19 protein-coding genes, 1 other RNA gene and 1 pseudogene are annotated in these 24,111 nt (G+C 53.7%); 16 read left to right on the top strand and 5 right to left on the bottom strand.

Annotation, left to right across the window (positions count from 1 at the left end; all coding sequences use genetic code 11):
• Positions 1-44: 44 nt before the first annotated feature.
• The 4 genes and pseudogenes from IEV89_RS20205 (at position 45) to IEV89_RS20220 (ending at position 5,625) form a co-directional block, all read left to right on the top strand.
• A pseudogene (locus tag IEV89_RS20205) lies at positions 45-2,888 on the top strand (beta-galactosidase).
• Between the two features lie 216 nt (positions 2,889-3,104).
• Positions 3,105-3,992 carry a small-conductance mechanosensitive channel MscS gene (gene mscS / locus IEV89_RS20210; RefSeq protein WP_188475316.1) on the top strand — a complete coding sequence of 296 codons (888 nt, stop codon included), beginning with the start codon at positions 3,105-3,107 and terminating at the stop codon, positions 3,990-3,992.
• 196 nt (positions 3,993-4,188) lie between these two features.
• Positions 4,189-4,806 carry an arginine exporter ArgO gene (gene argO / locus IEV89_RS20215; protein ID WP_188475317.1) on the top strand — a complete coding sequence of 206 codons (618 nt, stop codon included), beginning with the start codon at positions 4,189-4,191 and terminating at the stop codon, positions 4,804-4,806.
• 99 nt (positions 4,807-4,905) lie between these two features.
• Positions 4,906-5,625, top strand: a complete 720-nt coding sequence (locus IEV89_RS20220; RefSeq protein ID WP_188475318.1) for an oxidative stress defense protein — start codon at positions 4,906-4,908, stop codon at positions 5,623-5,625.
• A gap of 66 nt (positions 5,626-5,691) precedes the next feature.
• Here the strand turns inward: IEV89_RS20220 and IEV89_RS20225 are convergent, their stop codons facing one another.
• Positions 5,692-6,594 carry a LysR family transcriptional regulator ArgP gene (locus IEV89_RS20225; protein ID WP_188475319.1) on the bottom strand — a complete coding sequence of 301 codons (903 nt, stop codon included), beginning with the start codon at positions 6,592-6,594 and terminating at the stop codon, positions 5,692-5,694.
• 213 nt (positions 6,595-6,807) lie between these two features.
• Between IEV89_RS20225 and rpiA the strand changes: the two genes are divergently transcribed.
• Positions 6,808-7,470 (top strand): ribose-5-phosphate isomerase RpiA, encoded by a 663-nt coding sequence (rpiA, locus tag IEV89_RS20230; protein WP_188475364.1) that lies wholly within the window; start codon positions 6,808-6,810, stop codon positions 7,468-7,470.
• A 396-nt stretch (positions 7,471-7,866) separates the two neighbouring features.
• Complete coding sequence (gene serA, locus IEV89_RS20235) at positions 7,867-9,105, top strand: phosphoglycerate dehydrogenase (protein WP_188475320.1); 1,239 nt, start codon at positions 7,867-7,869, stop codon at positions 9,103-9,105.
• Between the two features lie 144 nt (positions 9,106-9,249).
• On the opposite strand, the gene IEV89_RS20240 is transcribed toward serA, so the two are convergent.
• The 3 genes from IEV89_RS20240 to zapA form a co-directional block, all read right to left on the bottom strand.
• Positions 9,250-9,846: a 5-formyltetrahydrofolate cyclo-ligase gene (locus IEV89_RS20240; protein ID WP_188475321.1), complete on the bottom strand. Its 597-nt coding sequence runs from the start codon at positions 9,844-9,846 to the stop codon at positions 9,250-9,252.
• Positions 9,847-9,885: 39 nt separating this feature from the next.
• A non-coding RNA gene (ssrS, locus tag IEV89_RS20245) (6S RNA) lies at positions 9,886-10,069 on the bottom strand.
• Positions 10,070-10,134: 65 nt separating this feature from the next.
• Positions 10,135-10,464 (bottom strand): cell division protein ZapA, encoded by a 330-nt coding sequence (gene zapA, locus IEV89_RS20250; RefSeq protein WP_034793021.1) that lies wholly within the window; start codon positions 10,462-10,464, stop codon positions 10,135-10,137.
• Positions 10,465-10,725: 261 nt separating this feature from the next.
• Between zapA and IEV89_RS20255 the strand changes: the two genes are divergently transcribed.
• The 7 genes from IEV89_RS20255 to gcvP all read left to right on the top strand — a co-directional run bounded on the left by IEV89_RS20255 (position 10,726) and on the right by gcvP (position 20,115).
• Positions 10,726-11,298 (top strand): YecA/YgfB family protein, encoded by a 573-nt coding sequence (locus IEV89_RS20255; RefSeq protein WP_188475322.1) that lies wholly within the window; start codon positions 10,726-10,728, stop codon positions 11,296-11,298.
• Between the two features lie 56 nt (positions 11,299-11,354).
• Positions 11,355-12,671: a Xaa-Pro aminopeptidase gene (gene pepP / locus IEV89_RS20260; protein ID WP_188475323.1), complete on the top strand. Its 1,317-nt coding sequence runs from the start codon at positions 11,355-11,357 to the stop codon at positions 12,669-12,671.
• 1 nt (position 12,672) lies between these two features.
• Positions 12,673-13,851: a 2-octaprenyl-6-methoxyphenyl hydroxylase gene (ubiH, locus tag IEV89_RS20265; RefSeq protein WP_188475324.1), complete on the top strand. Its 1,179-nt coding sequence runs from the start codon at positions 12,673-12,675 to the stop codon at positions 13,849-13,851.
• Between the two features lie 27 nt (positions 13,852-13,878).
• Positions 13,879-15,105 carry an FAD-dependent 2-octaprenylphenol hydroxylase gene (ubiI, locus tag IEV89_RS20270; protein ID WP_188475325.1) on the top strand — a complete coding sequence of 409 codons (1,227 nt, stop codon included), beginning with the start codon at positions 13,879-13,881 and terminating at the stop codon, positions 15,103-15,105.
• Between the two features lie 452 nt (positions 15,106-15,557).
• Positions 15,558-16,655 carry a glycine cleavage system aminomethyltransferase GcvT gene (gene gcvT, locus IEV89_RS20275; RefSeq protein WP_188475326.1) on the top strand — a complete coding sequence of 366 codons (1,098 nt, stop codon included), beginning with the start codon at positions 15,558-15,560 and terminating at the stop codon, positions 16,653-16,655.
• Positions 16,656-16,746: 91 nt separating this feature from the next.
• Entirely contained in the window at positions 16,747-17,133 is a 387-nt protein-coding gene (gene gcvH / locus IEV89_RS20280; RefSeq protein ID WP_188475327.1) for a glycine cleavage system protein GcvH, read from the top strand.
• Positions 17,134-17,241: 108 nt separating this feature from the next.
• Positions 17,242-20,115, top strand: a complete 2,874-nt coding sequence (gene gcvP / locus IEV89_RS20285) for an aminomethyl-transferring glycine dehydrogenase (RefSeq protein ID WP_188475328.1) — start codon at positions 17,242-17,244, stop codon at positions 20,113-20,115.
• 868 nt (positions 20,116-20,983) lie between these two features.
• On the opposite strand, the gene IEV89_RS20290 is transcribed toward gcvP, so the two are convergent.
• Complete coding sequence (locus IEV89_RS20290) at positions 20,984-21,169, bottom strand: hypothetical protein (protein ID WP_188475329.1); 186 nt, start codon at positions 21,167-21,169, stop codon at positions 20,984-20,986.
• Here IEV89_RS20290 and IEV89_RS20295 point away from each other — a divergent pair.
• The 3 genes from IEV89_RS20295 (at position 21,168) to IEV89_RS20305 (ending at position 24,110) form a co-directional block, all read left to right on the top strand.
• Positions 21,168-21,914, top strand: coding sequence for an SDR family oxidoreductase (locus IEV89_RS20295; protein ID WP_188475330.1), 747 nt, complete (start codon positions 21,168-21,170; stop codon positions 21,912-21,914). The two genes, IEV89_RS20290 and IEV89_RS20295, sit on opposite strands and share 2 nt — an antisense overlap.
• 332 nt (positions 21,915-22,246) lie before the next feature.
• The gene (locus IEV89_RS20300) at positions 22,247-23,104 is read left to right on the top strand and encodes a DeoR/GlpR family DNA-binding transcription regulator (protein ID WP_188475331.1); all 858 of its coding nucleotides are present in this window, start codon (positions 22,247-22,249) and stop codon (positions 23,102-23,104) included.
• Positions 23,105-23,123: 19 nt separating this feature from the next.
• Complete coding sequence (locus IEV89_RS20305) at positions 23,124-24,110, top strand: substrate-binding domain-containing protein (RefSeq protein WP_373283430.1); 987 nt, start codon at positions 23,124-23,126, stop codon at positions 24,108-24,110.
• Position 24,111 lies beyond the last annotated feature (1 nt).

Consider the following 24,111-nt stretch of genomic DNA (forward strand, 5'->3'; position numbering starts at 1 on the left):
GTTCATTCTTATTGTGAGCGCATAACAATTTAAGGGGATAAATCATGAGTACATCAAAGGATGAGAAACTGTCATCGCTGGCTGTGGTTCTGGCCCGTCGTGACTGGGAAAAACCGGCATCGACGCAGGTCAACCGCCTCGTGGCGCATCCGCCTTTCAATAGCTGGCGCGATACCGCCGAAGCCAAACAGAATCAGCCCTCCTCATGTCTTCGCTCCCTGAACGGCGAGTGGGGATTCAGCTATTTTACCCGACCAGAAGCTGTGCCTGAACAGTGGCTGCAACAGGATCTTCCTGATGCTGACCCGGTTCAGGTGCCATCAAACTGGCAGTTGGCAGGGTACGACGCACCGATTTATACCAATGTTCAGTACCCGATCCCCATCAACCCACCATTTGTACCGGAAGAAAATCCTACCGGATGTTACTCGCTCACAGTTGATGTGGATAAGACATGGCTGAGCCGCGGTCAGACGCGTATTGTGTTCAACGGCGTCAATTCAGCATTTTATCTGTGGTGCAACGGTCAGTGGATGGGGTATTCGCAGGATAGCCGATTACCGGCAGAATTCGACCTCAGCGGTGTGTTGGATCTTCCGCGACGTCGTTCTGATGCACAAACCGGCGGAGCAGATCACCGATTATCAGGTCCGCACGCACCTGTTCCACGATTTCACGCAAGCCGAACTGGAAGTGCAGGTCAGCGCCGCCGTACCGCAGGAAACGGCCAGAGATTATCAGGTACATGTCCAGCTGTGGTTGGGAGATGAATTTATCGCGGAGCACCAGCAAGCGCTCGGTAGTGAGATCATCGATGAACGCGGCCATGCGTTCGACAAAACCACCGTGCGTCTGCCGGTCAGCCATCCCGCGTTATGGAGCGCCGAGCAGCCTGCGCTATACCGCGTGGTGATTTCCCTGATTTCGCCGACCGGTGAATTGATCGAAGCTGAAGCTTGCGACGTCGGATTCCGGCAGGTGGAAATCAGCAACGGGCTGTTGAAAGTGAACGGCCAGCCGGTATTGATTCGCGGCACTAACCGCCATGAGCATCATCCTGAAAACGGCCAGGTGATGGACGAAGCCACCATGCGTCGTGACATCGTGAATATGGTCTATACGTGGTGGATGAAGCCAATATCGAAACTCACGGTATGCAACCGATGAACCGTTTATCGGACGATCCTGTCTGGTTCAACGCTTTCAGTGAACGTGTTACCCGCATGGTTCAGCGCGACCGTAATCATCCTTGTATCATCATCTGGTCGCTGGGCAATGAGTCCGGTCACGGCGCGAACCATGACGCCATGTACCGCTGGATCAAGTCTGTCGATCCGACCCGTCCGGTGCAGTACGAAGGCGGCGGCGCAAACAGTGCCGCGACCGATATCATCTGCCCGATGTATTCCCGCGTAGAACAGGATCAGCCGTTCCCGGCGGTACCCAAATGGTCGATCAAAAAATGGATCAGCATGCCAGATGAAATGCGCCCACTGATCCTCTGCGAATACGCCCATGCGATGGGCAACAGCTTCGGCGGTTTCGATCAATACTGGAAAGCCTTCCGCCAGTTCCCGCGTTTGCAGGGCGGTTTTGTCTGGGACTGGGTCGATCAAAGTTTGTTGCGCACCGGCGAAGGCGGCGAACGTTATATGTCGCTGTTCGAAGCGCAACGCGCCCAGCAGTTCTTCCAGTTTTCACTGGTCAGCACTGCGCCACTGACACTGCACATTCAGAGCGAATACCTGTTCCGCCACAGCGATAACGAGCAACTGGTCTGGCGCATCGAGCGCGATGGCGACGTGATTGCACAGGGCGAGGTCGCGCTGAAGATCGCGCCGAACGGCACGCAAACGCTGGAACTGGGGCAGATCCCGCAGGCGCAAGGGGATTTATGGCTGAACGTTGCTGTGCATCAGCCGCAAGCGACGGCGTGGTCAGAAGCTGGGCATCGCAGCGCGTGGGATCAATGGCAGTTGCCACAGGCGTTGAGCCTGCCGGTACCGAAGAAAGTCACCGCAGATGCACCGGTTCTCGACATACAGGGCGATAAGATTTTCGTTGCACACGGCAAGCAGCGCTGGCAGTTCAGCCAGCAGACCGGTTTGCTGGAACAGTGGTTTGATGGCAAAACGCCGCGCCTGCTTTCTGCGCTACGAGACCAGTTTGTGCGTGCGCCGGTGGATAACGATATCGGCGTCAGCGAAGTCACTCGCATCGACCCGAATGCGTGGGTGGAACGTTGGAAAGCCGCCGGGATGTATCAGTTGGAATCCCGCACGCTGAGTGTGATGGCCGATCAGTTACAAGATCGCGTGGTCATTGTTGCCAGACACGCCTTCCTCGCCGGAGATGAAACCCGCGTGCTGAGCAGCAAGGTTTACCGCATCGACAATCAGGGTGAACTGCATATCGACGTGGATGTGCGCGTCGCGTCGAACGTGCCGTCGCCGGGCCGCATCGGCATGACCTGCCAGTTGGCGGATACCGCAGAAAACGCAAGCTGGTTAGGGCTGGGGCCCCATGAAAACTATCCGGATCGCCGTCTGGCCGCACAACATGGTCGCTGGACGTTACCGCTGGCGGCGCTTTATACGCCGTATGTCTTCCCGACGGAAAGCGGTCTGCGCGGTGGCACCCGTGAACTGGATTATGCCGGATGGCAGCTGCGTGGCAATTTTCACTTCGGTCTGAGCCGCTACAGCCTGCAACAGCTGATGGACACCCGCCATCGTCACTTATTACGTGAAGAGCCGGGCACCTGGCTGAACATTGACGGCTTCCATATGGGCGTCGGCGGCGATGATTCGTGGAGCCCGAGTGTCAGCCCGGACTTCCTGCTGACCGCCGGTCATTACCACTACGCCTTCACCTGGAAACGCGTCTGACATCCCGCGCAGCGGTATTTATCCGCTGCGCGGGCGTTTCTCAATATCCGAGCGGTTAAAAAAACAGCCGTTCAGGTTCCCGATTTGATAGAGATCTTACCTGGGATGTTGGAACTTCATCGCATTGTTCGTTAATCTTAATGCACACTTGCTCCCCGTATATTGGGCAGCTTTGGTTTATTGCAGCCCGTCAGGGTACTATTTTGGAATAATTAAATGGATGATTTGAACGTTGTGGGTAGCATTAACAATGCTGGCAATTGGCTGGTGCGAAACCAGGATTTACTGCTGCATTATGCCGTGAACGTAGTGGCCGCTATTGCCATTCTGGTCATCGGTTTGATCATTGCACGCATACTCTCTGGCACCGTCAGCCGGGTAATGAAGCTGCGTGGCATTGACATGACCGTCTCCGATTTCCTGGCCGCCCTGGTGCGTTATGCGATTATTGCTTTCACCCTGATCGCGGTATTGGGACGTATTGGCGTACAAACCACGTCGGTGATTGCTGTTATCGGTGCCGCGGGTTTGGCGGTTGGCTTGGCGCTACAAGGGTCACTGTCGAACTTTGCCGCAGGTGTGCTTCTGGTTATTTTTCGTCCGTTCCGCGCTGGCGAATATGTCGATCTCGGCGGCGTGGCGGGGACTGTGACGCAGGTGCAGATTTTTTCCACCACCTTGCGGACGCCGGACGACAAAATAATTGTGGTGCCGAATGGTAAGATCATTGCTGGCAACATCATCAATAATTCACGAGAGCCTAACCGCCGTACCGAAATCATCGTCGGTGTGGGTTATGACTCTGATATCGACGTGGTGAAAAAAGTTCTCGGTGACATCATTGCTGCCGATAAACGTATTCAGCATGAGAAGGGCGTTACCGTCCGGTTGAACGAAATGGCGGCATCAACGCTTAACTTTGTGGTACGCGTCTGGACAACCAATGGTGATGCGATAGAAGTTAACTGGGATCTGCTTGAAGCCTTCAAACGTGCGTTGGATAAAAATAATATCAACATTGCTTATCCGCAGATGGATGTGCATTTATACCGCGTGGCTGATGCGGTAGGCAGCCAGCAGGAAGCGCAACGTTCAGTCGAATAGAAAGAGACGGTGTAATAACCTTGCCGTCTCTACATAGACATCAAGCGCCTGCGGGCGCTTTTTTTGTGGTTGTATCAGGCGAATAGGATTATTAGAAATCCTAATGAAGGATTAGAATTATCAATTTCCGCTAATGTAAAAGCTCACCTACACTGCACGTTATTATTCACCTGATTAACTGTTTAAGGATAACCACGTGCTGGCAATATTTCTGCAGGGACTGGCAATGAGCGCCGCGATGATTTTACCCATTGGGCCGCAGAATGCGTTCGTCATGAATCAGGGCATCCGCAAGCAATATCACTTGATGATCGCCACCCTCTGCGCCCTCAGCGATGCAGTGCTTATTTGTGCTGGAATATTTGGCGGTAGCGCCTTGCTGGACCAATCGCCGACGCTCTTAGCGATAGTCAGTTGGGGCGGCGTGATCTTTTTACTGTGGTACGGCTGGGGCGCATTTCGCACGGCATTGAGCAAAAATCCTGAACTGGCGCAGGCTCAAATGGTGAAGCAAAGCCGCTGGAAAATTATGCTCAGTATGCTCGCTGTCACCTGGCTGAATCCGCATGTCTATCTTGATACCTTCGTGGTGCTGGGCAGTCTGGGCGGTAGCCTCAGCAGCGATGAGCGTTCATGGTTTGCGCTCGGTGCGGTTTCGGGGTCGGGACTGTGGTTCTTCGGGCTGGCGATCCTCGCGGCGACCCTCTCACCCTGGCTTAATACCGGGAAAGTACAGCGCATCATCAATTTTCTCGTTGGGACGATCATGTGGGGTATCGCCTTGCAACTCGCCCGGCAAACCCGCCTTTTTTAAGGTTTTGTCACTAATCTTAGTTCTTGATGCCATCGAATATGCTACGGTTTTGCCGTTAATAAACGTAATGCCATATCTTAAATGATTAAAGGAGGCACTGTGAAATTGAAAGCATTGGCTATGGCCGCAATGTTGGGGTTAGGAACGTTACCTGCGGTACTTCAGGCTGCTGAAGTACCTGAAGGTCCACATGTGGTCACGTCAGGGACCGCCAGTGTTGATGCAACGCCGGACATTGCAACGCTGGCTATTGAGGTCAACGTTTCCGCCAAGGATGCTGCGTCAGCCAAAAAACAAGCTGACCAGCGGGTGGCCGAATATTTTGCCTTCCTGCAAAAAAACGGCATTGAGAAGAAAGACATTAACGCCGCTAATTTACGTACTCAGCCAGAATATAACTACCTGAAAGATGGCAGTAGCGAGCTGAAAGGCTACCGCGCCGTGCGCCAGGTTCAGGTAACGCTACGTCAGCTCGACAAACTGAATGATCTGCTGGACGGCGCATTAAGCTCCGGTCTGAATGAGATCCGTGCCGTTGAACTGGGGGTTGCTAACCCGGACAGCTTCCGCGATCAGGCGCGTCAGAAAGCCATCGACAACGCCATACAGCAGGCTAAATCACTGGCGGAAGGTTTCCACGCAAAACTCGGCCCGGTGTACAGCATCCGTTACCACGTGGCGAACTATCAGCCAATGCCGGTAGCGCGTATGTATAAAACGGCGGAAGCCGCAGGTCAGAGCTCCGCTGCCCAGACCTACGAGCAGCAGAGCATTCACTTCGATGATCAGGTTGATGTCGTGTTCGAAATCCAGCGCTAATACCCGTCTGGATGCCTAAAAAAACCCGCTACGGCGGGTTTTTTTAGGCTGATATGTCACGGGCAATCAGTCCTGACGCAACACCTTGTGGCCATGCGCCAGCAATGCGTCGGTGACTTTGCGCATCATGCGGCTTTCCGGCGCGAAGCGATGCCAGAACAGCATCCGGCGCTGGAACAGGCCTGGTGTGAGGTCGATCAGTTCGCCGCTTTCCAGCTCTTTTTCAATTTGCAGATGGGGAATCATACAGCAGGTGGTGCCCTGGCGAGCCAGCTGCACGAAGGCTTCTGACGAGCTAACGATATGGCACGGTACGCTGCCCGGCGACAGATCAAAGTTCTGCTGCAGGAAAGCCTGATGCATGTCGTCGAGATGGTCAAAGGCGACGGCGGGCGCTTTCAGCAGCGCACTACGGGTAACACCATTGGGGAAATAGCGGTCTGCAAAGGGTTTTGATCCAATGAACAGATAGTCCAGCGCGCCCAGTTGGTCCACCAGACAACTCGGCAGAGGTTGGGGCTGAATACTTACCGCACCCACGACTTCACCACGACGCAAGCGTTCTTGCGTACGTGTTTCATCTTCTACCTGCAAATTGAGGCGGATAGGCGAGTCAACCAGTACAGATTTCAGCGCTGGCAGCAGCCAGGTTGCCAGGCTGTCGGCGTTAACCGCCAGCGACAGCAGCAAAGGCGTGTCATTGCTGTCGGTACCGCTGTCATTACCCAGCCACTCCTCTTCCAGCAGTTCTACCTGATGCAGCAGCGCCAGCAATTTCTGTCCCTGTTCTGTCGGGCGGGGCGGCACTGTGCGGACCAGCAATGGTTGGCCGAATAAATTCTCGAGCTGCTTAATGCGTTGAGATACCGCCGATTGAGTGATGCAAAGTTTCTGCGCCGCGCGCTCGAAACCGCGCTCGCGGATCACTGCGTCCAGTGCTTGCAGCGTTCTATAGTCTGGGCGTTTCATCGGAGTTCTGTCTCCTGGATTTAATTTATCCGAATACTATGCCATAGATTTACGGCTTTAGTGGCGGACAAAATCTTCAGGGTGAACCGATCAATGAGATGATAAGTGTGATCTGGCGCGGATCCAGATGACCCAATTTTAGAGGACATGCATTATAATCACTGGCATTGTCATCTCCACGAAATCACCCGATCAGAGAGCAGAGAAGCCATGATGAATCAGGAAGAATTAAAGAAAGCTGTCGGTTGGGCCGCTTTGGATTATGTTACCCCCGGCACTATTGTTGGCGTTGGCACCGGCTCCACGGCGGCTCATTTTATTGATGCATTAGGCTCGATAAAACATCAGATTGAAGGTGCGGTATCCAGCTCAGATGCGTCCACCGCGAAACTGAAAAGCCTCGGCATTCACGTTTTTGACAGCAATGAAGTGGACCAGCTCGACGTATATGTTGATGGCGCCGACGAAATCAACGGACAGATGCAGATGATCAAAGGCGGTGGCGCGGCGCTGACCCGCGAAAAAATCATTGCAGCCATTAGCAAAAAATTTATCTGTATTGTCGATGCTTCCAAACAGGTCGGTGTGTTGGGTAAATTCCCGCTTCCGGTGGAAGTGATCCCAATGGCACGCTCCTACGTGGCTCGTGAACTGGTTAAGCTGGGTGGCCTGCCGGAGTACCGTCAGAATGTGCTGACAGACAACGGCAATATCATTCTGGATGTGCATAATCTCTCAATTCTCGATGCCATCGCGCTGGAAAATAAGATTAACAATATTGCGGGTGTGGTGACTGTGGGTCTTTTCGCCAATCGTGGCGCCGATGTCGCGCTGGTGGGCACTGCTGAAGGCGTAAAAACCGTCACCTTGAAATAATTGATGCTCAGGCCGTTTTTAATCTAACGAATGATAAGCAGAAGATCTGGCTGTGTGACTTCTGACGCAGCCAGTGGCTATGCGGTCATAACACTATGTTATGAAGATGATAATTTTCCTGTTGAATCATCTTTTCTTCAAAAGCTTAAATTTGGTGACTTATGTCACATTTCCCCTTCATACCTTGGTATCATCCGGTTTGGTTTTTCTTACCCAGCATTAAATTCTAAAATCCCCTGCGCTGATTGAGCCTTCTGCTGGGTGCCAGGCAATCGTTTGTATTGATGCTGGCGAATTTTTTGTTATGTTGACTGTGCTGCGGCCTTTAGGTCGCCACGTCAGCCGTAATAAATCGTCGGTCGAAAACATCGTCAGTCAGAAAAATAGGGTCGGGAAATGGCAAAAGTATCACTCGAGAAAGACAAGATTAAATTTTTGTTAGTGGAAGGCGTCCACCAAAGTGCGGTGGATTCACTCCGCGCAGCGGGTTACACCAATATTGAATTTCATAAAGGTGCTTTAGACACTGAATCGCTGAAAAAATCGATTCGTGATGCGCACTTTGTTGGACTCCGATCGCGTACCCAATTGACTGAAGATGTCTTTGCTGTGGCTGAAAAGCTGATTGCCGTGGGGTGTTTCTGCATCGGTACTAACCAGGTTGCTCTGGATTCTGCTACCCGTCGTGGGATCCCGGTATTCAACGCGCCCTTCTCCAATACCCGTTCCGTCGCTGAAATGGTGCTCGGTGAAATGTTGCTGATGATCCGCGGCATTCCCTCTGCCAACGCCAAAGCCCACCGTGGAGTGTGGCATAAGCTGGCGGTTGGCTCATTTGAAGCGCGCGGTAAACGTCTGGGGATCATTGGTTACGGCCATATCGGTACACAGCTCGGTATCCTGGCGGAAGGCTTGGGTATGCAGGTGTTCTACTATGATATTGAAAGCAAGTTACCACTCGGTAATGCGCAGCCGATTGCTAGTCTGAATGAGCTACTGAATACCAGCGACGTAATAACGCTTCACGTACCGGAAACGGCAAATACCAAAGACATGATTGGCGCGGACCAGTTGGCGCAGATGAAACCCGGCGCATTGCTGATTAACGCCTCTCGCGGCACGGTGATTGATATCCCTGCTCTGTGTGATGCGCTGCGCAGCAAACATATTTCCGGCGCGGCTATCGACGTGTTCCCGGAAGAACCGGCCACCAACAGCGACCCGTTCCTGTCGCCACTGTGTGAGTTTGATAACGTGATCCTGACGCCGCATATCGGTGGTTCCACTATGGAAGCGCAGGAAGGCATCGGTCTGGAAGTGGCGGGAAAACTGGCAAAATACTCTGACAACGGTTCAACGCTGTCAGCGGTTAACTTCCCAGAAGCATCACTGCCAGCGCATGGTGCCAATGCCAGCCGTTTATTGCATATCCACGAAAATCGTCCGGGCGTGCTGACCAGTATCAACCAGATTTTCGCCGAGAAAGGTATCAATATCTCCGCCCAGTATTTGCAGACCAGTCCGCAAATTGGTTATGTGGTGATCGACGCCGAGACAGACGTCGCGACGCTGACCAACGCACTGCAATTGATGAAGGCGATACCGGGAACCATCCGTGCGCGTCTTCTGTACTAATATGCTTGTCATCCTTCGCGCTACAGCTTCGTTAGTGCATTCGGAGAACCGAATCACTGGCTTAAGCCAGCTCGAATGATTGAGGGCATTAGCGTCAAAAGTTCTCGCCAAGGCGCCTACGGGCGCCTTTTTGCTGTATTTTATTCACCACTTCCACACTCTGCTTGGGGTAATAACCTCCGGCAGCGGTACGTCCCACTCTTCCACTGGCAAGTCGCTGACCTGCTGGCAATCATGCGCCAATCCTATCGGATAGGGACCACCGTGTTGCCAGTTTTCCAGCGTGCGGTCGTAGAAGCCGCCACCCATTCCCAGGCGTTGTCCGTGCTGATCAAATGCCACCAGCGGTGTCAGGATAATATCCAACTGCGAAAGTGGGACGACCTGGGTGACGTCTAACTGCGGCTCGAGGATTTTTAGCCGATTGCGGACGAGTCTGGTCTCTGGCGTATAACGCAGAAATAACAAGTTTCCGGGGATGAAGGGGTGCAGTACCGGCAAGCAAAGCTGTTTGCCGTCTTGCCACAGACGTAAGAGCAGCGGTGCGGTATCGAGTTCGCCATCAAAAGAGAGAAAGACTGAAATCGCTGAAGATGCCTGAATTTGCGGGTGTGAGGCAACGCGTTCAGCAGCCCGATGAGCAAAATTGGATTGCTGTTCGGGGGTAAGATTTTTTCTGCGTTGGCGGATTTCAGTTCGAAGAATTTGTCTGATTAAAGCATGTTGAGGAGTGTGCGACATAGATACAAGAACCAAAATGGATTGTACCGGAAGAAAGGGGGGATCTCCGAGATGCCGTCGCAGGCTGTAACCCTTGAACCCATGGTTCAAGGTGAACGCGCTGTCGCAGTCTTTAGGCTTCTCGGACGGGCCGAGCATGCGCACCGATTACGGATCATCACATTCTGTTGGTACTAATTATCGGCTCAGGGGACGGGCCCGCTGGCGAACATCTCAGAGAATTCTTTTACTCGTTGCTGACTGCCTGTGACAAGCGAATCAACCCCTTAAGTTATTCGTAAATTACCGTTATTCGAAAGGTGCCCCTTCACGTTCAGAGATCTTACCTTGCTCGAGCAATGCCTGCTCGATGGTTTGTTGCAGCATCCGAATACGTTGTTCCATATTGGAGGCATAGTCACGGGTTTTCAACCGTTCTTGAGCAAGTTCGTGACATACATTCAATGCCGCGATAAAAACTAATTGCTCTGTATTGGTGACTCTAGTGCGTACTTTTAGATCTTGCAACCGCTGATTAAGATCTTCAGCAGCCATGTTCAACGCTTCTTGTTGTTCTGGCGGACAATTCACTCGTAACGAGCGGCCAAAAATTTGAATATCTACTGGTTGTGCAGACATGCCACCTTCCTGCCTTCTTTGTACGCCGCCCCAACCTGAGCACTGTGTCTCGACACAGGATGTTGGAAGCGACATCACTATAACTATCTCAATACCAGGTTACAACCCTATCACGAACTGACTGCTGGATATTTGTCCAGTGCATTTGCCGGCCAAGGTAAGGCTTAACAACTGCCGTTCGCTGGTCTGCTAATCTGGTACTACGACTGACCTTGGTGGTAGCATAACACGAACTTAACTGGCCAACGATGGCGAATACGCATGTCTATTGATAATACTTATCCTACTTATGATTCGTTGGAAAACGCACTGAAACAACAATCAGTCGCCTTGACGGCAGCAGAAATGCACGGACTGATCAGCGGCTTACTCTGTGGCGGTAACCGTGACGGCAGTTGGCTGACGCTGGTCCATGATCTGACCAACGAAGGCATAGCGTTCCCGCATACGCTGGCTGACTTGCTGCAACAACTGCGAAAGATCACGGCAGATACGCTGGAAGATGACAGCTTTGAATTCAAAATGCTGATGCCTGATGATGAAAAACCGATCTTCGAACGCGCCGATGCGCTTGCCGGATGGGTCAACCATTACCTGCTCGGTTTAGGCATGATGCAACCGAAGCTTGCCAAAGTGAAAGGCGAAGTCGGCGAAGCGATTGACGACCTGCGCAGCATCGCGCAGCTTGGATATGAAGAAGATGAAGATCAGGAGCAACTGGCCTCGTCGCTCGAAGAAGTGGTCGAATATGTCCGCGTTGCCGCGATTCTGTGCTTTGGCGAATTCAGCCACAGCCATCCGCTCGCACCCGAAAGTCCACGCACATTGCATTAAGTACTTCATCAATGGCTTTATAACCATGAACTAAAACGGTTTCAGGAGAAGGTGAGATGACTTTGCACGAATACCAGAATCGTCGTCAGGCGCTGTTAGCCAAGATGGCACCGGGCAGCGCAGCCATTATTTTCGCCGCGCCAGAAGCAACACGTAATGCTGATAGTGAATATCCTTTCCGTCAAAGCAGCGATTTCTGGTATCTGACCGGTTTTAATGAACCAGAAGCAGTGCTGATCCTGGTGAAGAGTGATGAAAACCATAACCACAGTGTCCTTTTTAACCGCGTGCGCGATCTGACGGCGGAAATCTGGTTTGGTCGCCGTCTGGGTCAGGATGCGGCTCCGGTAAAACTGGGCGTCGATAAAGCCCTGCCTTTTGACGACATCAACGAGCACTTGCCCCTTCTGCTGAACGGCCTTGACGTGCTGTACCACGCACAGGGTTATTACGCCTATGCGGACGAGATTGTAAACCGTGCGTTGGAAACCCTGCGTAACGGTTTTCGTAAGAATCTGGCCGCGCCGGACACCCTCATCGACTGGCGTCCCATTGTGCATGAAATGCGTCTGTTCAAATCGCCGGCGGAGATTGCCATTATGCGCCGCGCCGGTGAGATCACGGCCAAAGCCCATACCCGCGCAATGGAAAAATGCCGTGCAGGTCTGTTTGAATACCATCTCGAAGGCGAAATTCATCATGAATTCAACCGCCACGGTGCGCGTTATCCTTCCTATAACACGATCGTCGGCAGCGGTGAAAACGGCTGTATTTTGCATTACACCGAAAATGAGTCCGAACTGCGCGAGGGTGACTTAGTACTGATTGATGCCGGTTGTGAATATCAGGGTTATGCGGGTGATATCACTCGTACCTTCCCGGTCAGTGGCAAATTCAGTAAAGAGCAGCGTGAAATTTATGACATCGTACTGGCGTCTGAATATAAAGCGTTGGATGTCCTGCGCCCAGGCAGCAGCATTCAGGAAGCCACCGAAGCTGCGATTCGCGTGATGATCGCAGGGTTGGTGAAGTTGGGGATCCTCAGCGGCGACGTCGAGACGCTGTTCAACCAGCAGGCGCATCGCCCGTTCTTTATGCATGGTTTATCTCACTGGCTGGGGATGGATGTGCATGATGTCGGCCATTATGGCACCGCCGATCGCAGCCGTACGCTGGAGCCCGGCATGGTCTTGACCGTTGAGCCGGGCCTGTATATCGCGCCAGATGCCGATGTGCCAGAAGCCTATCGCGGCATTGGTATCCGTATCGAGGACGACATTCTGATCACCGCCACGGGGATTGAGATCTTCACTGGCAACGTCGTTAAAGAAGCCGATGATATTGAAGCGCTAATGGCGGCGGCACGGAAATAATATGAGCATCATTATTGTCGGCGGCGGAATGACCGGCGCCACTCTGGCACTGGCGATTTCCACGCTGACGCAGGGTCGTCTGCCAGTGCATCTGGTGGAAGCTACAGCGCCAGAACATCATGGGCATCCGGGTTTTGATGCCCGCTCGATCGCACTGGCGCAGGGGACTTGTCAGCAACTGGCGCGTGTCGGCATCTGGCCAGCGCTGGCGAAAATCGCCACGCCGATCCGAGATATCCACGTCAGCGATCGCGGCCATGCGGCCTTTGTGCATCTCAATGCTGCCCATTACGGCGTCGAAGCCTTGGGTCAGGTGGTTGAGTTACATCAAGTCGGCAAGCGTCTGTTTACACTGCTGAACGAAGCGCCGGGCATCACGCTGCATTGTCCGGCGAAAGTCATTGATGTCGCGCGTACAGTGGATTCCGCCACCGTGACGCTGGACACCGGAGAAACGCTGACCGCGCCACTGCTGGTCGCCGCCGACGGTTCGCACTCTTCGCTGGCGAAGGCCTGCAATATTGGCTGGCAGCGGGAAGACTATGGTCAGATCGCGGTCATCGCCAATGTCGCGACTTCCGAACCGCATCATGGCCGCGCGTTCGAACGCTTTACACAACACGGACCGCTGGCCTTATTGCCAATGTCCGACGGGCGCAGCTCGCTGGTGTGGTGCCATCCGCGTGACGCTAAAGCGGAAATCGATGGCTGGAGTGAAGCGCAATTTCTCAGCGAACTGCAAAAAGCCTTCGGCTGGCGACTCGGCACCCTGAAACAGGCCGGCACGCGCTTTAATTATCCGCTGCAATTACAGAAAGCCAACAGTCATATTAGCCACCGTCTGGCGCTGGTCGGTAATGCGGCGCAAACGCTGCATCCGATCGCTGGACAGGGTTTTAATCTGGGCTTGCGTGACGTGATGACGCTGGCAGAAACGCTGGCCAGCGCTGTTGCACACGGAACCGACATCGGCAGTTATCGCGTGCTGAGTGAATACCAGCAGCGCCGTCAGCCCGATCAACAGGCTACCATTGGCGTTACCGATGGCCTGATCCACTTATTCGCCAATCGCTGGCTGCCACTCATGGTCGGACGTAATCTCGGTTTACTGGCAATGGAAGGTATTACGCCCTTACGCGATGCCTTCACTCGCAGAACGCTAGGATGGGTTGACCGTTGAGTATGCTCAAGCCTTACAGGAATTATTATGCAATCTTTTGATGTGGTTATCGCGGGTGGCGGCATGGTTGGCTTAGCGCTGGCTTGTGGATTACAAGGCAGCGGGTTGCGTGTTGCAGTACTGGAGAGCCAGCAGCCGGATCTCGCCTCGACCTTACCTGAACAGCCTGGCCTGCGCGTATCGGCGATCAACGCCGCCAGCGAACGCCTGCTTAAATACGTTGGCGCATGGGAAAATATCATGGCGCAGCGGGCGAATGCTTATCAGGGTATGGAAGTCTGGGACCGCGACAGTTTCGGAAAAATTGCTTTCCGCAGCGAGGAATATGGCTTCAGTCATCTGGGCCATATCATTGAAAACCAGGTGATTCATCGCGCTCTGTGGCAGAAAGCGGAGCAGTCGTCAGACATAACTTTGCTGGCTCCCGCGACGCTGAAAAATGTCGCCTGGGGCGAGAACGAGGTCTTTATCACGCTGACTGATGGTCGCCAGCTTAGTGCCCGTTTGGTGGTGGGCGCGGATGGTGCTCAGTCATGGTTGCGCCAGCATGTCGACATCCCGCTAACCTTCTGGGATTACGGCCATCATGCGCTGGTTGCAACTATCCGCACCGCAGAGCCGCATCAATCAGTGGCGCGTCAGGTATTTCATGGCGAGGGTATTTTGGCGTTTCTGCCGCTGGCTGATGCCCATCTGTCGTCTATCGTCTGGTCAGTCTCACCGGATGAAGCACAGCGTCTGACCGCCTTGTCGGAGGACGCGTTCAACAAAATACTCGCCACGACTTTTGACCTACGCCTTGGTGTTTGTCAGGTGGAAAGTGAGCGTCAGGCCTTCCCGCTGATGGGGCGCTATGCGCGCAGCTTTGCGGCGCAACGGCTGGCACTGGTGGGCGACGCTGCCCATACCGTGCATCCGCTGGCCGGTCAGGGCGTCAATCTTGGCTTTATGGATGCCGCCGAACTGGCATCTGAAATTAAACGTCTGCAACGTGAAGGCAAGGATTTCGGTCAACATATGTATTTGCGCCGCTACGAGCGCCGTCGCAAACACAGCGCTGCGCTGATGCTGGCCAGTATGCAGGGCTTCCGTGAATTATTCAGTGGCGAGCATCCAGCCAAAAAATTGCTACGCGATATCGGCCTGACGTTGGCCGACTCCCTGCCGGGCGTGAAGCCAACGCTGGTTCGTCAGGCGATGGGCCTGAATGATTTACCAGAATGGTTGCAGGAAGATGCGCTTCGATTGAAATAATCTAATTTTAGGCACATTTTTGCATTACATTTTTTAATGCGAGGCCAGAAATCTAATTCTGCAAATGGTGAGAAATCTGGTCTCCGCGTTATATAACATCGATATTTTGGTCGTCCATTTGTAGGTTTTGCGCTACAAACCCCATTTTCCCAGTCAAAAACTCTGCACAATCCCTCAGCTCATTCACTGTCATTCCCTTTGCTCTGCATATTTTAACTTATGGTTAGTGAGCTTATTCAGTGGTAAGTTCAAGCAAGGGTATCGTTTGCGCCACCACGCAAAATCCCGTCATCATTCGAGCTATCTCCGCGTTGGCTTCCTTCGCGAACCCCGGTCACATACTTATGTATGCTCCCGGGGATTCACTCAGTTGCCGCCTTGATCTAACACGAATGATTTTGGGTTTTTACGTGGTGTGCCGTTTATGCATTTGTATTCAAATGAGGAATAAGATGGTTAAGCAGACTCAGCTTTTTGAACAACACGTCGCGTGCGGTGCGCGTATGGTCGATTTCCACGGCTGGATGATGCCGTTGCACTATGGTTCACAGCTGGATGAACATCATGCGGTGCGTCAGGATGCCGGTATGTTTGATGTCTCGCACATGACCATCGTCGATTTGCACGGTGCCCGTACCCGTGAATTCCTGCGTTATCTGGTGGCCAACGATGTTGCCAAACTGACCGTCCCCGGCAAAGCGCTTTACACCGGCATGCTCAATGCCTCCGGCGGTGTGATTGATGACCTGATCATCTACTTCCTGACGGAAGACTATTTCCGCCTGGTGGTGAACTCCGCCACCCGCGAGAAAGATCTGGCATGGATTTCGCAACAAGCACAGGCCTACCACATCGAATTGACCGTTCGTGACGATCTGGCGTTGATCGCCGTTCAGGGACCGCAGGCCAAAACGAAAGCTGAAACCCTGTTTACTGACGCGCAAAAAACCGCCATTGCAGGTATGAAGCCGTTCTTCGGTGTGCAGGCGGGTGACTTGTTTATCGCCACCACCGGTTATACCGGCGAAGCAGGCTATGAAATTGCCTTGCCACAAGAACAGGCGGCGGTTTTTTGGCAAAAATTACTGGCGGCGGGCGTGAAACCTGCCGGTCTGGGCGCACGCGACACGCTGCGTCTCGAAGCAGGCATGAACCTGTATGGTCAGGAAATGGACGAAAGCATTTCCCCGCTGGCGGCTAATATGGGATGGACCATCGCCTGGTTACCTGAAGATCGTGATTTTATTGGCCGTGCTGCGTTGGAAAGACAGCGTGAGCAAGGCACAGAACAGCTGGTTGGCTTGGCCATGACCGAAAAAGGCGTATTACGTAATGAGCTGCCGGTGCGTTTCACTGATGCAGCAGGTAACGTGCAGGAAGGCATTATTACCAGCGGATCATTCTCGCCGACGCTGGGTTATAGCATTGCACTGGCTCGCGTTCCGGCCGGTATCGGCGAAGACGCCGTGGTGCAAATCCGTAACCGTGAGATGCCGGTGAAGGTCACCAAACCCGGTTTTGTGCGTAACGGAAAACCGCTGGCGCAGTAACGAATTTATCATCGGCAATGAGCCAACAAACACTTATTTCAATACCCGGCGTCATTCTAAGCAAAGGATGAACGGGATTTAGGAGAAAATCATGAGCAACGTTCCAGCAGAATTGAAATACGCCGCATCACACGAATGGGTGCGTTCAGAAGGCAACGGTGTCTATACCGTGGGTATTACCGAGCACGCACAGGAATTACTGGGCGACATGGTGTTTGTTGACCTGCCAGAAGTCGGCCGCGAAGTGGCTGCTGGTGAAGACTGTGCCGTGGCTGAATCCGTCAAAGCGGCTTCTGACATTTATTCACCAATCAGCGGTGAAATCATTGCTATCAACAGTGAGCTGGAAGGTTCTCCTGAATTGGTCAACAGTGCGCCTTACGGTGACGGCTTCCTGTTCCAGATTAAAGCTTCAGACGAAACTGAGATCGCCAAACTGCTTGATGCAGAGGCATACGCCGCTTCTGTAGACGAATAAGCAACATGGCACGGCCGCCCCGCAACCTATTCGCGGGGCATATTCAAGACCCGTCGCTTTTGTCAGTACCCCAAGACACCTCCAGCAGATTTCAGGAATGCGTAGCAAATGACTCAGACTCTCAGCCAACTCGAACACAGCGAAGCCTTTATCGGCCGTCACATTGGTCCCTCTTCTCAGCAGCAACAGCAAATGCTGGAGACGGTCGGTGCCGGCTCGCTAGATGCCCTGATCCAGCAAATTGTGCCAGTCGATATCCAATTGCCGGGGCCACCCGCGGTCGGTGATGCGGTAACAGAACATCAGGCACTGGCTGAGTTGAAAGCCATTGCCAGTCAGAACCAACGCTACAAATCCTATATTGGTATGGGATACACCGCCGTGTTGATGCCACCGGTTATCCAGCGCAACATGCTGGAAAATCCGGGCTGGTACACGGCGTATACCCCGTATCAGCCTGAAGTGTCACAGGGCCGTCTGGAATCGTTGCTGAACTTCCAGCAACTGACGCTGGACCTGACCGGTCTGGATCTGGCCTCGGCTTCTTTGCTTGATGAAGCGACCGCGGCTGCCGAAGCCATGGCTCTGGCAAAACGCGCCAGCAAACTGAAGAATGCCAACCGTTTCTTTGTGGCTGACGATGTGCATCCGCAAACGCTGGACGTGGTTCGCACTCGCGCAGAAACTTTCGGTTTCGACATCATTGTCGATAAAGCCGAAAAGGTGCTCGATCTGGAAGGCGTGTTCGGCGTGCTGTTGCAGCAGGTGGGCACTACCGGTGAAGTGCATGACTACCGCGCGCTGCTGGCTGAACTGAAATCCCGCAAAATTATTACCAGCGTTGCCGCTGACATCATGGCACTGGTTATGCTGGCTGCGCCGGGCAAGCAGGGCGCTGACGTGGTCTTCGGCTCCGCGCAGCGTTTCGGTGTGCCTATGGGCTACGGTGGTCCGCACGCGGCCTTCTTCGCCTGTATTGACGAATTTAAACGCTCCATGCCGGGCCGCATCATCGGGGTTTCCCGCGATGCTGCGGGCAAAACGGCACTGCGTATGGCGATGCAGACCCGTGAGCAACATATTCGCCGCGAAAAAGCCAACTCCAATATTTGTACCTCGCAGGTTTTATTGGCCAACATCGCCAGCCTGTATGCGGTCTTCCACGGCCCCGAAGGCCTGAAGCGCATTGCGTCACGCATTCACCGCCTGACCGACATTCTGGCCGCTGGCCTGAAACAGGGCGGTCTAACCCTGCGTCACGACACCTGGTTTGACACGCTGACCGTGGAAGTGAAAGACAAAGCCGCCGTGCTGGAACGCGCGTTGAGCTTTGGCCTGAATCTGCGCACGGATATTCATGGTGCGGTCGGTATTACACTCGACGAAGCCACCTCACGTGAAGACATACAGGTCTTGTTCGCTGCCTTGTTGGGTGACAACAACGGTCTGGACATCGACAAACTGGACGACATTGCGTCGACTGACAGCCATTCCATTCCTGCGGCGATGCTGCGTGTGTCTCCTATTCTCACTCATCCGGTATTCAATCAGTACCATAGTGAAACCGAGATGATGCGTTACATGCACCGTCTGGAAAAAAAGGATCTGGCGCTGAATCAGGCAATGATCCCGCTGGGTTCCTGCACCATGAAACTGAACGCCGCCGCGGAGATGATGCCCATCACCTGGCCGGAGTTCGCTGACCTGCACCCGTTCTGCCCAACGGAACAGGCAGGCGGTTATCAGCAAATGATCGGCCAACTGTCACAATGGTTGGTGCAATTGACCGGTTACGATGCCGTTTGTATGCAACCGAACTCCGGTGCGCAGGGTGAATACGCGGGTCTGCTGGCGATCCGTCGTTACCACGAAAGTCGTAACGAAAGCCGCCGCCATATCTGTTTGATCCCAAGCTCTGCGCACGGTACCAACCCGGCATCTGCCCAGATGGCGAGCATGACCGTAGTCGTGGTGGGCTGTGACAAGCAGGGCAACATCGATTTGAACGATCTGCGTGAAAAAGCGGTGCAGGCGGGTGATGAACTCTCTTGCATCATGGTGACATACCCGTCAACGCATGGCGTTTACGAAGAAACCATCCGCGAAATCTGCCAGATTGTGCATCAGTACGGTGGTCAGGTTTACCTTGATGGCGCGAACATGAATGCGCAGGTCGGCATTACGACGCCAGGCTACATCGGCGCGGACGTTTCGCACCTTAACTTGCATAAAACGTTCTGTATCCCACACGGTGGTGGTGGTCCGGGCATGGGTCCTATCGGCGTGAAAGCCCATCTGGCGCCGTTTGTTCCAGGTCATAGCGTGGTGCAGATTGATGGCGTGCTGACGCAAAATGGTGCAGTTTCTGCGGCACCTTTCGGTAGCGCTTCGATTCTGCCAATTAGCTGGATGTACATCCGCATGATGGGCGCAGAAGGCTTGAAACAAGCCAGCCAGGTGGCGATACTGAATGCCAACTACATTGCAACCCGTCTGAAAGACGCCTATCCGGTACTGTATACCGGTCGCGATGGCCGTGTGGCACACGAGTGTATTTTGGATATCCGCCCGCTAAAAGAAGCCACCGGCATCAGCGAAATGGATATCGCCAAGCGTCTGATCGACTACGGCTTCCACGCCCCAACCATGTCCTTCCCGGTTGCGGGTACACTGATGGTTGAGCCAACTGAATCGGAAAGTAAAGTGGAGTTGGATCGCTTCATCAACGCGCTGCTGGCAATCCACGCGGAGATCGACCGCGTGGCCCAGGGCGAATGGCCGCTGGCCGATAATCCGCTGGTGAATGCGCCGCACGTGCAGGACGAACTGGTCAGCGAGTGGAACCATCCGTACACCCGCGAACTGGCGGTATTCCCGGCAGGTAGCGAGAATAAGTACTGGCCAGCGGTGAAGCGTCTGGATGACGTATACGGGGACAGAAATTTGTTCTGTTCATGTGTACCGATGAGTGATTACGAGTAATTAAACACCTTGGGCTGGCACCCAAACTGGCTTTTAAAATTCAAGGTCAAGACCTTGGGTTGCCACCCAAACCGGCCTTAAGGTCAAGACCTTGGGTTGCCACCCAAACTGGCCTTAAGGTCAAGACCTTGGGTTGCCACCCAAACTGGCCTTAAGGTCAAGACCTTGGGTTGCCACCCAAACCGGTCTTAAGGTCAAGACCTTGGGTTGCCACCCAAACCGGCCTTAAGGTCAAGACCTTGGGCTGGCACCCAAACTGGCTTTTAAAATTCAAGGTCAAGACCTTGGGCTGCCACCCAAACCGGCCTTCAGGTCAAGACCTTGGGTTGCCGCCCAAACCGGCCTTAAGGTCAAGACCTTGGGTTGCCACCCAAACCGGCCTTAAGAGGCGCCTATCGCCGCGCCTCTTAAGAATCTCCGGCTCTTTAAAACACGTGCTGTCGCTAGGCCGATGGACGTGTTCTGGTACTTCCGCGTGTGGCGCAAAACCCTGCCGCTGCGCGGTTCCCTCTCTCGGTCTTCGAGCCTATGGTCTCGAAGCCGCTCCGTTCAGCAGGATTTTTGATCGCGCCATCCCACCTTTTTTAAAAACAAAACAAATATAAATTAAGCAAAGAGTTTGGTTTTTTTGAAATGATCTGAGTGGGTGAAGTTGTGACCTAAAAAGCTTTGGCCGCGTTCAAAAATCACGCCGGAGGAAGAGGTGGAAAACCGCGCGTGTTTTATGCGCGGGTTGTAACCCGACGTAGGGAACCGCGCAGCGGCGGGATTTTGCGGCAATAGTGAAAGCCGCTGAAACATAGCCGGTCTGCATGGCACATGTTTTAAAGAGCCCGGGATTCTTAAGGGGGGCGGCGATAAGCCCCTCTTAAGGCCAGTTTGGGCGGCGAGCCCAAGGTCTTGACCTTGAATTTAAAGCTAAAGCTAAAGCTAAAGCTAAAGCTAAAGCTAAAGCTAAAGCTAAAGCTAAAGCTAAAGCTAAAGCTAAAGCCGAAGTTGTAATTGAAACCATCCCCTCTATGATTTGCTCACTTTCCGAAAAGGAGATACCCATGAACAGCGTAGCGTTAGTGACCGGTGCCAGCCGCGGCATCGGTCGTGCAACGGCGATATTACTCGCCGAACAAGGTTACGCCGTCGGCGTCAATTACCTCAATAATGAAGCTGCTGCGCAATCTGTCGTCGATGAAATCATCTCTGGCGGCGGCAATGCGATTGCCATAAAAGCCGATATCGCCGACGAGGCGCAGGTGGTTGCCATGTTCAAGCGGCTAACCGATGAACTCGGCACGCTCACCGCGCTGGTCAATAACGCCGGGATCTTATTCCAGCAATCGACCATTGAGAATCTCACCGCTGAGCGCATCAACACCGTGCTGTCCACTAACGTGACCGGCTATTTCCTCTGCTGTCGCGAGGCGGTGAAAATCATGTCGCATCGTCATGGCGGAAAGGGCGGCGCGATGGTCAATGTCTCCTCGGCGGCCTCCCGTCTGGGCGCGCCGGGTGAATATGTCGATTACGCGGCATCGAAAGGCGCGGTTGATACGCTTACCACTGGTCTGGCACTGGAAGTGGCGGCCTACGGTATTCGTGTTAACTGCGTGCGCCCCGGTTTGATTTACACTGACATCCACGCCAGCGGCGGTGAGCCGGGGCGGGTGGACCGCGTGAAAGCCAACCTGCCGATGCAGCGCGGCGGGCAGCCGGAAGAGGTCGCGCAGGCGATTTGCTGGCTGTTGTCGGATTCGGCCTCTTACGTCACCGGCAGTTTTATCGATCTGGCTGGCGGCAGATAATCAGCGTAAATCATCGATAACGGGGACCGCTCCCCCCGTCACTCCCCCAAAACGGTCAAATCCACACAAACGGTCATATTCGGTCACCACAGGCTGCGAGGAATTGTGACCGTTTGCAAATCTGCGGTTGTCTTGTTGCAGTCTAAATGACGATTTAATGCCGTTCCCGCCACAGATCCAAACTTTAACATTTCATCTCTTCTCATCTTTTTGTGACAACTGTCACATGACGACGGCGGCGAAAAAGGCACGCGGTCGCTTTTGAGGCACTGCGCATTCCGTAAGCATCCGGCTGCGTATCCTAATTGACATCGGGAAAGAGGAATCACCACATGCTGCCTGTAGAACGCCATCGTTTTATCACTGAAATCCTTAGCCAGCGCGGACGCATTCTGGTGCAGGAAGTGGCGCAGTTGTGCCGTATCTCGCTGGAGACGGCAAGGCGCGATCTGGCGATGCTGGAAAGGCGCGGGATTTTGCAGCGCAGCCACGGCGGCGCGGTGTTTGCCCAACACGCGGCGCCTGAGAAAGCGGTGGTGCCTTCGCAGATTGAGCAGGGAGAATCGTTTCGCGATCGCAGCAACCAGTCACCCGACAGCAAAACCCGCATCGCCAAGCACGCGCTGCAGCTGATCAACCCCGGCGATTGTCTGCTGCTCGACAGCAGCTCCAGCAGCTGGTTTTTAGCCCGGCAGCTGCCGGACATTCAACTGGTGGTGCTGACCAATTCGGTGCACATCATTCAGACGCTGGCGGTGAAAGCCAATGTGCGGGTGATCGGGCTGGGTGGCGAATATTCGGCAAAGTACGAGGATTTTGTCGGCGTTCTGGCCGAACAAATGCTGAAAGAGTTTGTGATCAACAAACTGTTTTTCTCCTGTCACGGCATCAGCCACGAAGGCGGAATCCGTGAAAGTAACGAGCATCACGCACGGCTGAAACAGCAAATGCTGCTTTCCTCCGAGCACAAAATTTTGCTGGCTGATGCCAGCAAATTCGGCCGGCGCTCTTTTGCGCGGATCTGCCACTACCGGGAAATAGACACACTAATAACAGACCATCTGGAGGATGAAGAATTCCGACAGGAACTGGCCTGGAGCAACGTCAATGTCATTGAGGTTGCTCCTTTACCCCTACAGAAAAAAACTAAAAACAGCCGTAACGGCCCTTTCGCTGCGGCCAATAACTGAACCTCTTTGGAGAGAAAACATGATCAAGAAATCCGTTCTTGCCTGCCTGTTCGCCACAGCCATGTTGTCCCTGTCTGCCCACGCCGCCGACAAAATCCGCATGGGCGTGGTGGTAAAAGTCGGCGGTAACGCCTGGTTCAACGCCATGGAAGCCGGGATCAAAAGTGAAGCGGCCAAACGCGGGATCGACGCCTGGCAGGTCGGTCCGACCAGCGCAGATCCGGCGTTGCAGGTGCGTGCGATTGAAGATCTGATCGCGCAAAAAGTGGATGTGATCGGCGTGGTGCCGAACGACGCCCGCGTGCTCGAACCGGTATTGAAACGTGCGCACGATGCCGGGATCAAAGTCATCGTCCATGAATCGCCGGATCAGAAATACGCCGACTGGGATTTTGAAATGGTCGATGCCACACAGCACGGTATTACCCACATGGTCGCTCTCGCGCAGTGCATGAAAGAGAAAGGCGATTACGCGGTGTACGTCGGCAGCTTAACCGTGCCGCTGCATCAGAAATGGGCCGATGCCGCCATCAATTATCAGAAAGAGCACTACCCGAATATGCATCTGGTCGGTGACAAATTTGGCGTCGGTGAATCCCTCGATGACAGCATTCGTACCACCAATGACCTGATGTCCAAAGATGCCAACCTGAAAGGCATTCTGGCCATCGGTTCACAAGGCCCGATTGGTGCAGGCCGCGCGGTGCTTAACCGCGGCAAAACCGATGACATCTGCGTCTTTGGGCCGTTCAGTCCGGGTCAGGGCGCCAGTCTGGTGAAAGCCGGGGCCATCAAAGGCGGCTTTATCTGGAATCCCATGGTCGCCGGTGAAGTCTTCGTACGCATCGCTGAGAAGCTGGAAAAAGGCGAAAAAATCACTGACGGCATGACCATCGAAGGCATGGGCAAAGTGAAAGTGGATGACGCCACACACACCATTCTGGGCAATGAAACCGAAAGTCTGGACAAAGCCAACCTGCCGAAACTGGTCAAAATGGGGCTGTAAT

The sequence above is a fragment of the Hafnia psychrotolerans genome, assembly GCF_014639435.1.
Classification (GTDB): domain Bacteria; phylum Pseudomonadota; class Gammaproteobacteria; order Enterobacterales; family Enterobacteriaceae; genus Ewingella; species Ewingella psychrotolerans.

Coding starts and splice junctions, on each gene's coding strand:
- mscS (WP_188475316.1), top strand. CDS start 3,105: ATGGATGATTTGAACGTTGTGGGTAGCATTAACAATGCTGGCAATTGG.
- IEV89_RS20225 (WP_188475319.1), bottom strand. CDS start 6,594: ATGAAACGCCCAGACTATAGAACGCTGCAAGCACTGGACGCAGTGATC.
- rpiA (WP_188475364.1), top strand. CDS start 6,808: ATGAATCAGGAAGAATTAAAGAAAGCTGTCGGTTGGGCCGCTTTGGAT.
- serA (WP_188475320.1), top strand. CDS start 7,867: ATGGCAAAAGTATCACTCGAGAAAGACAAGATTAAATTTTTGTTAGTG.
- IEV89_RS20240 (WP_188475321.1), bottom strand. CDS start 9,846: ATGTCGCACACTCCTCAACATGCTTTAATCAGACAAATTCTTCGAACT.
- zapA (WP_034793021.1), bottom strand. CDS start 10,464: ATGTCTGCACAACCAGTAGATATTCAAATTTTTGGCCGCTCGTTACGA.
- IEV89_RS20255 (WP_188475322.1), top strand. CDS start 10,726: ATGTCTATTGATAATACTTATCCTACTTATGATTCGTTGGAAAACGCA.
- pepP (WP_188475323.1), top strand. CDS start 11,355: ATGACTTTGCACGAATACCAGAATCGTCGTCAGGCGCTGTTAGCCAAG.
- ubiH (WP_188475324.1), top strand. CDS start 12,673: ATGAGCATCATTATTGTCGGCGGCGGAATGACCGGCGCCACTCTGGCA.
- ubiI (WP_188475325.1), top strand. CDS start 13,879: ATGCAATCTTTTGATGTGGTTATCGCGGGTGGCGGCATGGTTGGCTTA.
- gcvT (WP_188475326.1), top strand. CDS start 15,558: ATGGTTAAGCAGACTCAGCTTTTTGAACAACACGTCGCGTGCGGTGCG.
- gcvH (WP_188475327.1), top strand. CDS start 16,747: ATGAGCAACGTTCCAGCAGAATTGAAATACGCCGCATCACACGAATGG.
- gcvP (WP_188475328.1), top strand. CDS start 17,242: ATGACTCAGACTCTCAGCCAACTCGAACACAGCGAAGCCTTTATCGGC.
- IEV89_RS20295 (WP_188475330.1), top strand. CDS start 21,168: ATGAACAGCGTAGCGTTAGTGACCGGTGCCAGCCGCGGCATCGGTCGT.
- IEV89_RS20290 (WP_188475329.1), bottom strand. CDS start 21,169: ATGGGTATCTCCTTTTCGGAAAGTGAGCAAATCATAGAGGGGATGGTT.
- IEV89_RS20300 (WP_188475331.1), top strand. CDS start 22,247: ATGCTGCCTGTAGAACGCCATCGTTTTATCACTGAAATCCTTAGCCAG.
- IEV89_RS20305 (WP_373283430.1), top strand. CDS start 23,124: ATGATCAAGAAATCCGTTCTTGCCTGCCTGTTCGCCACAGCCATGTTG.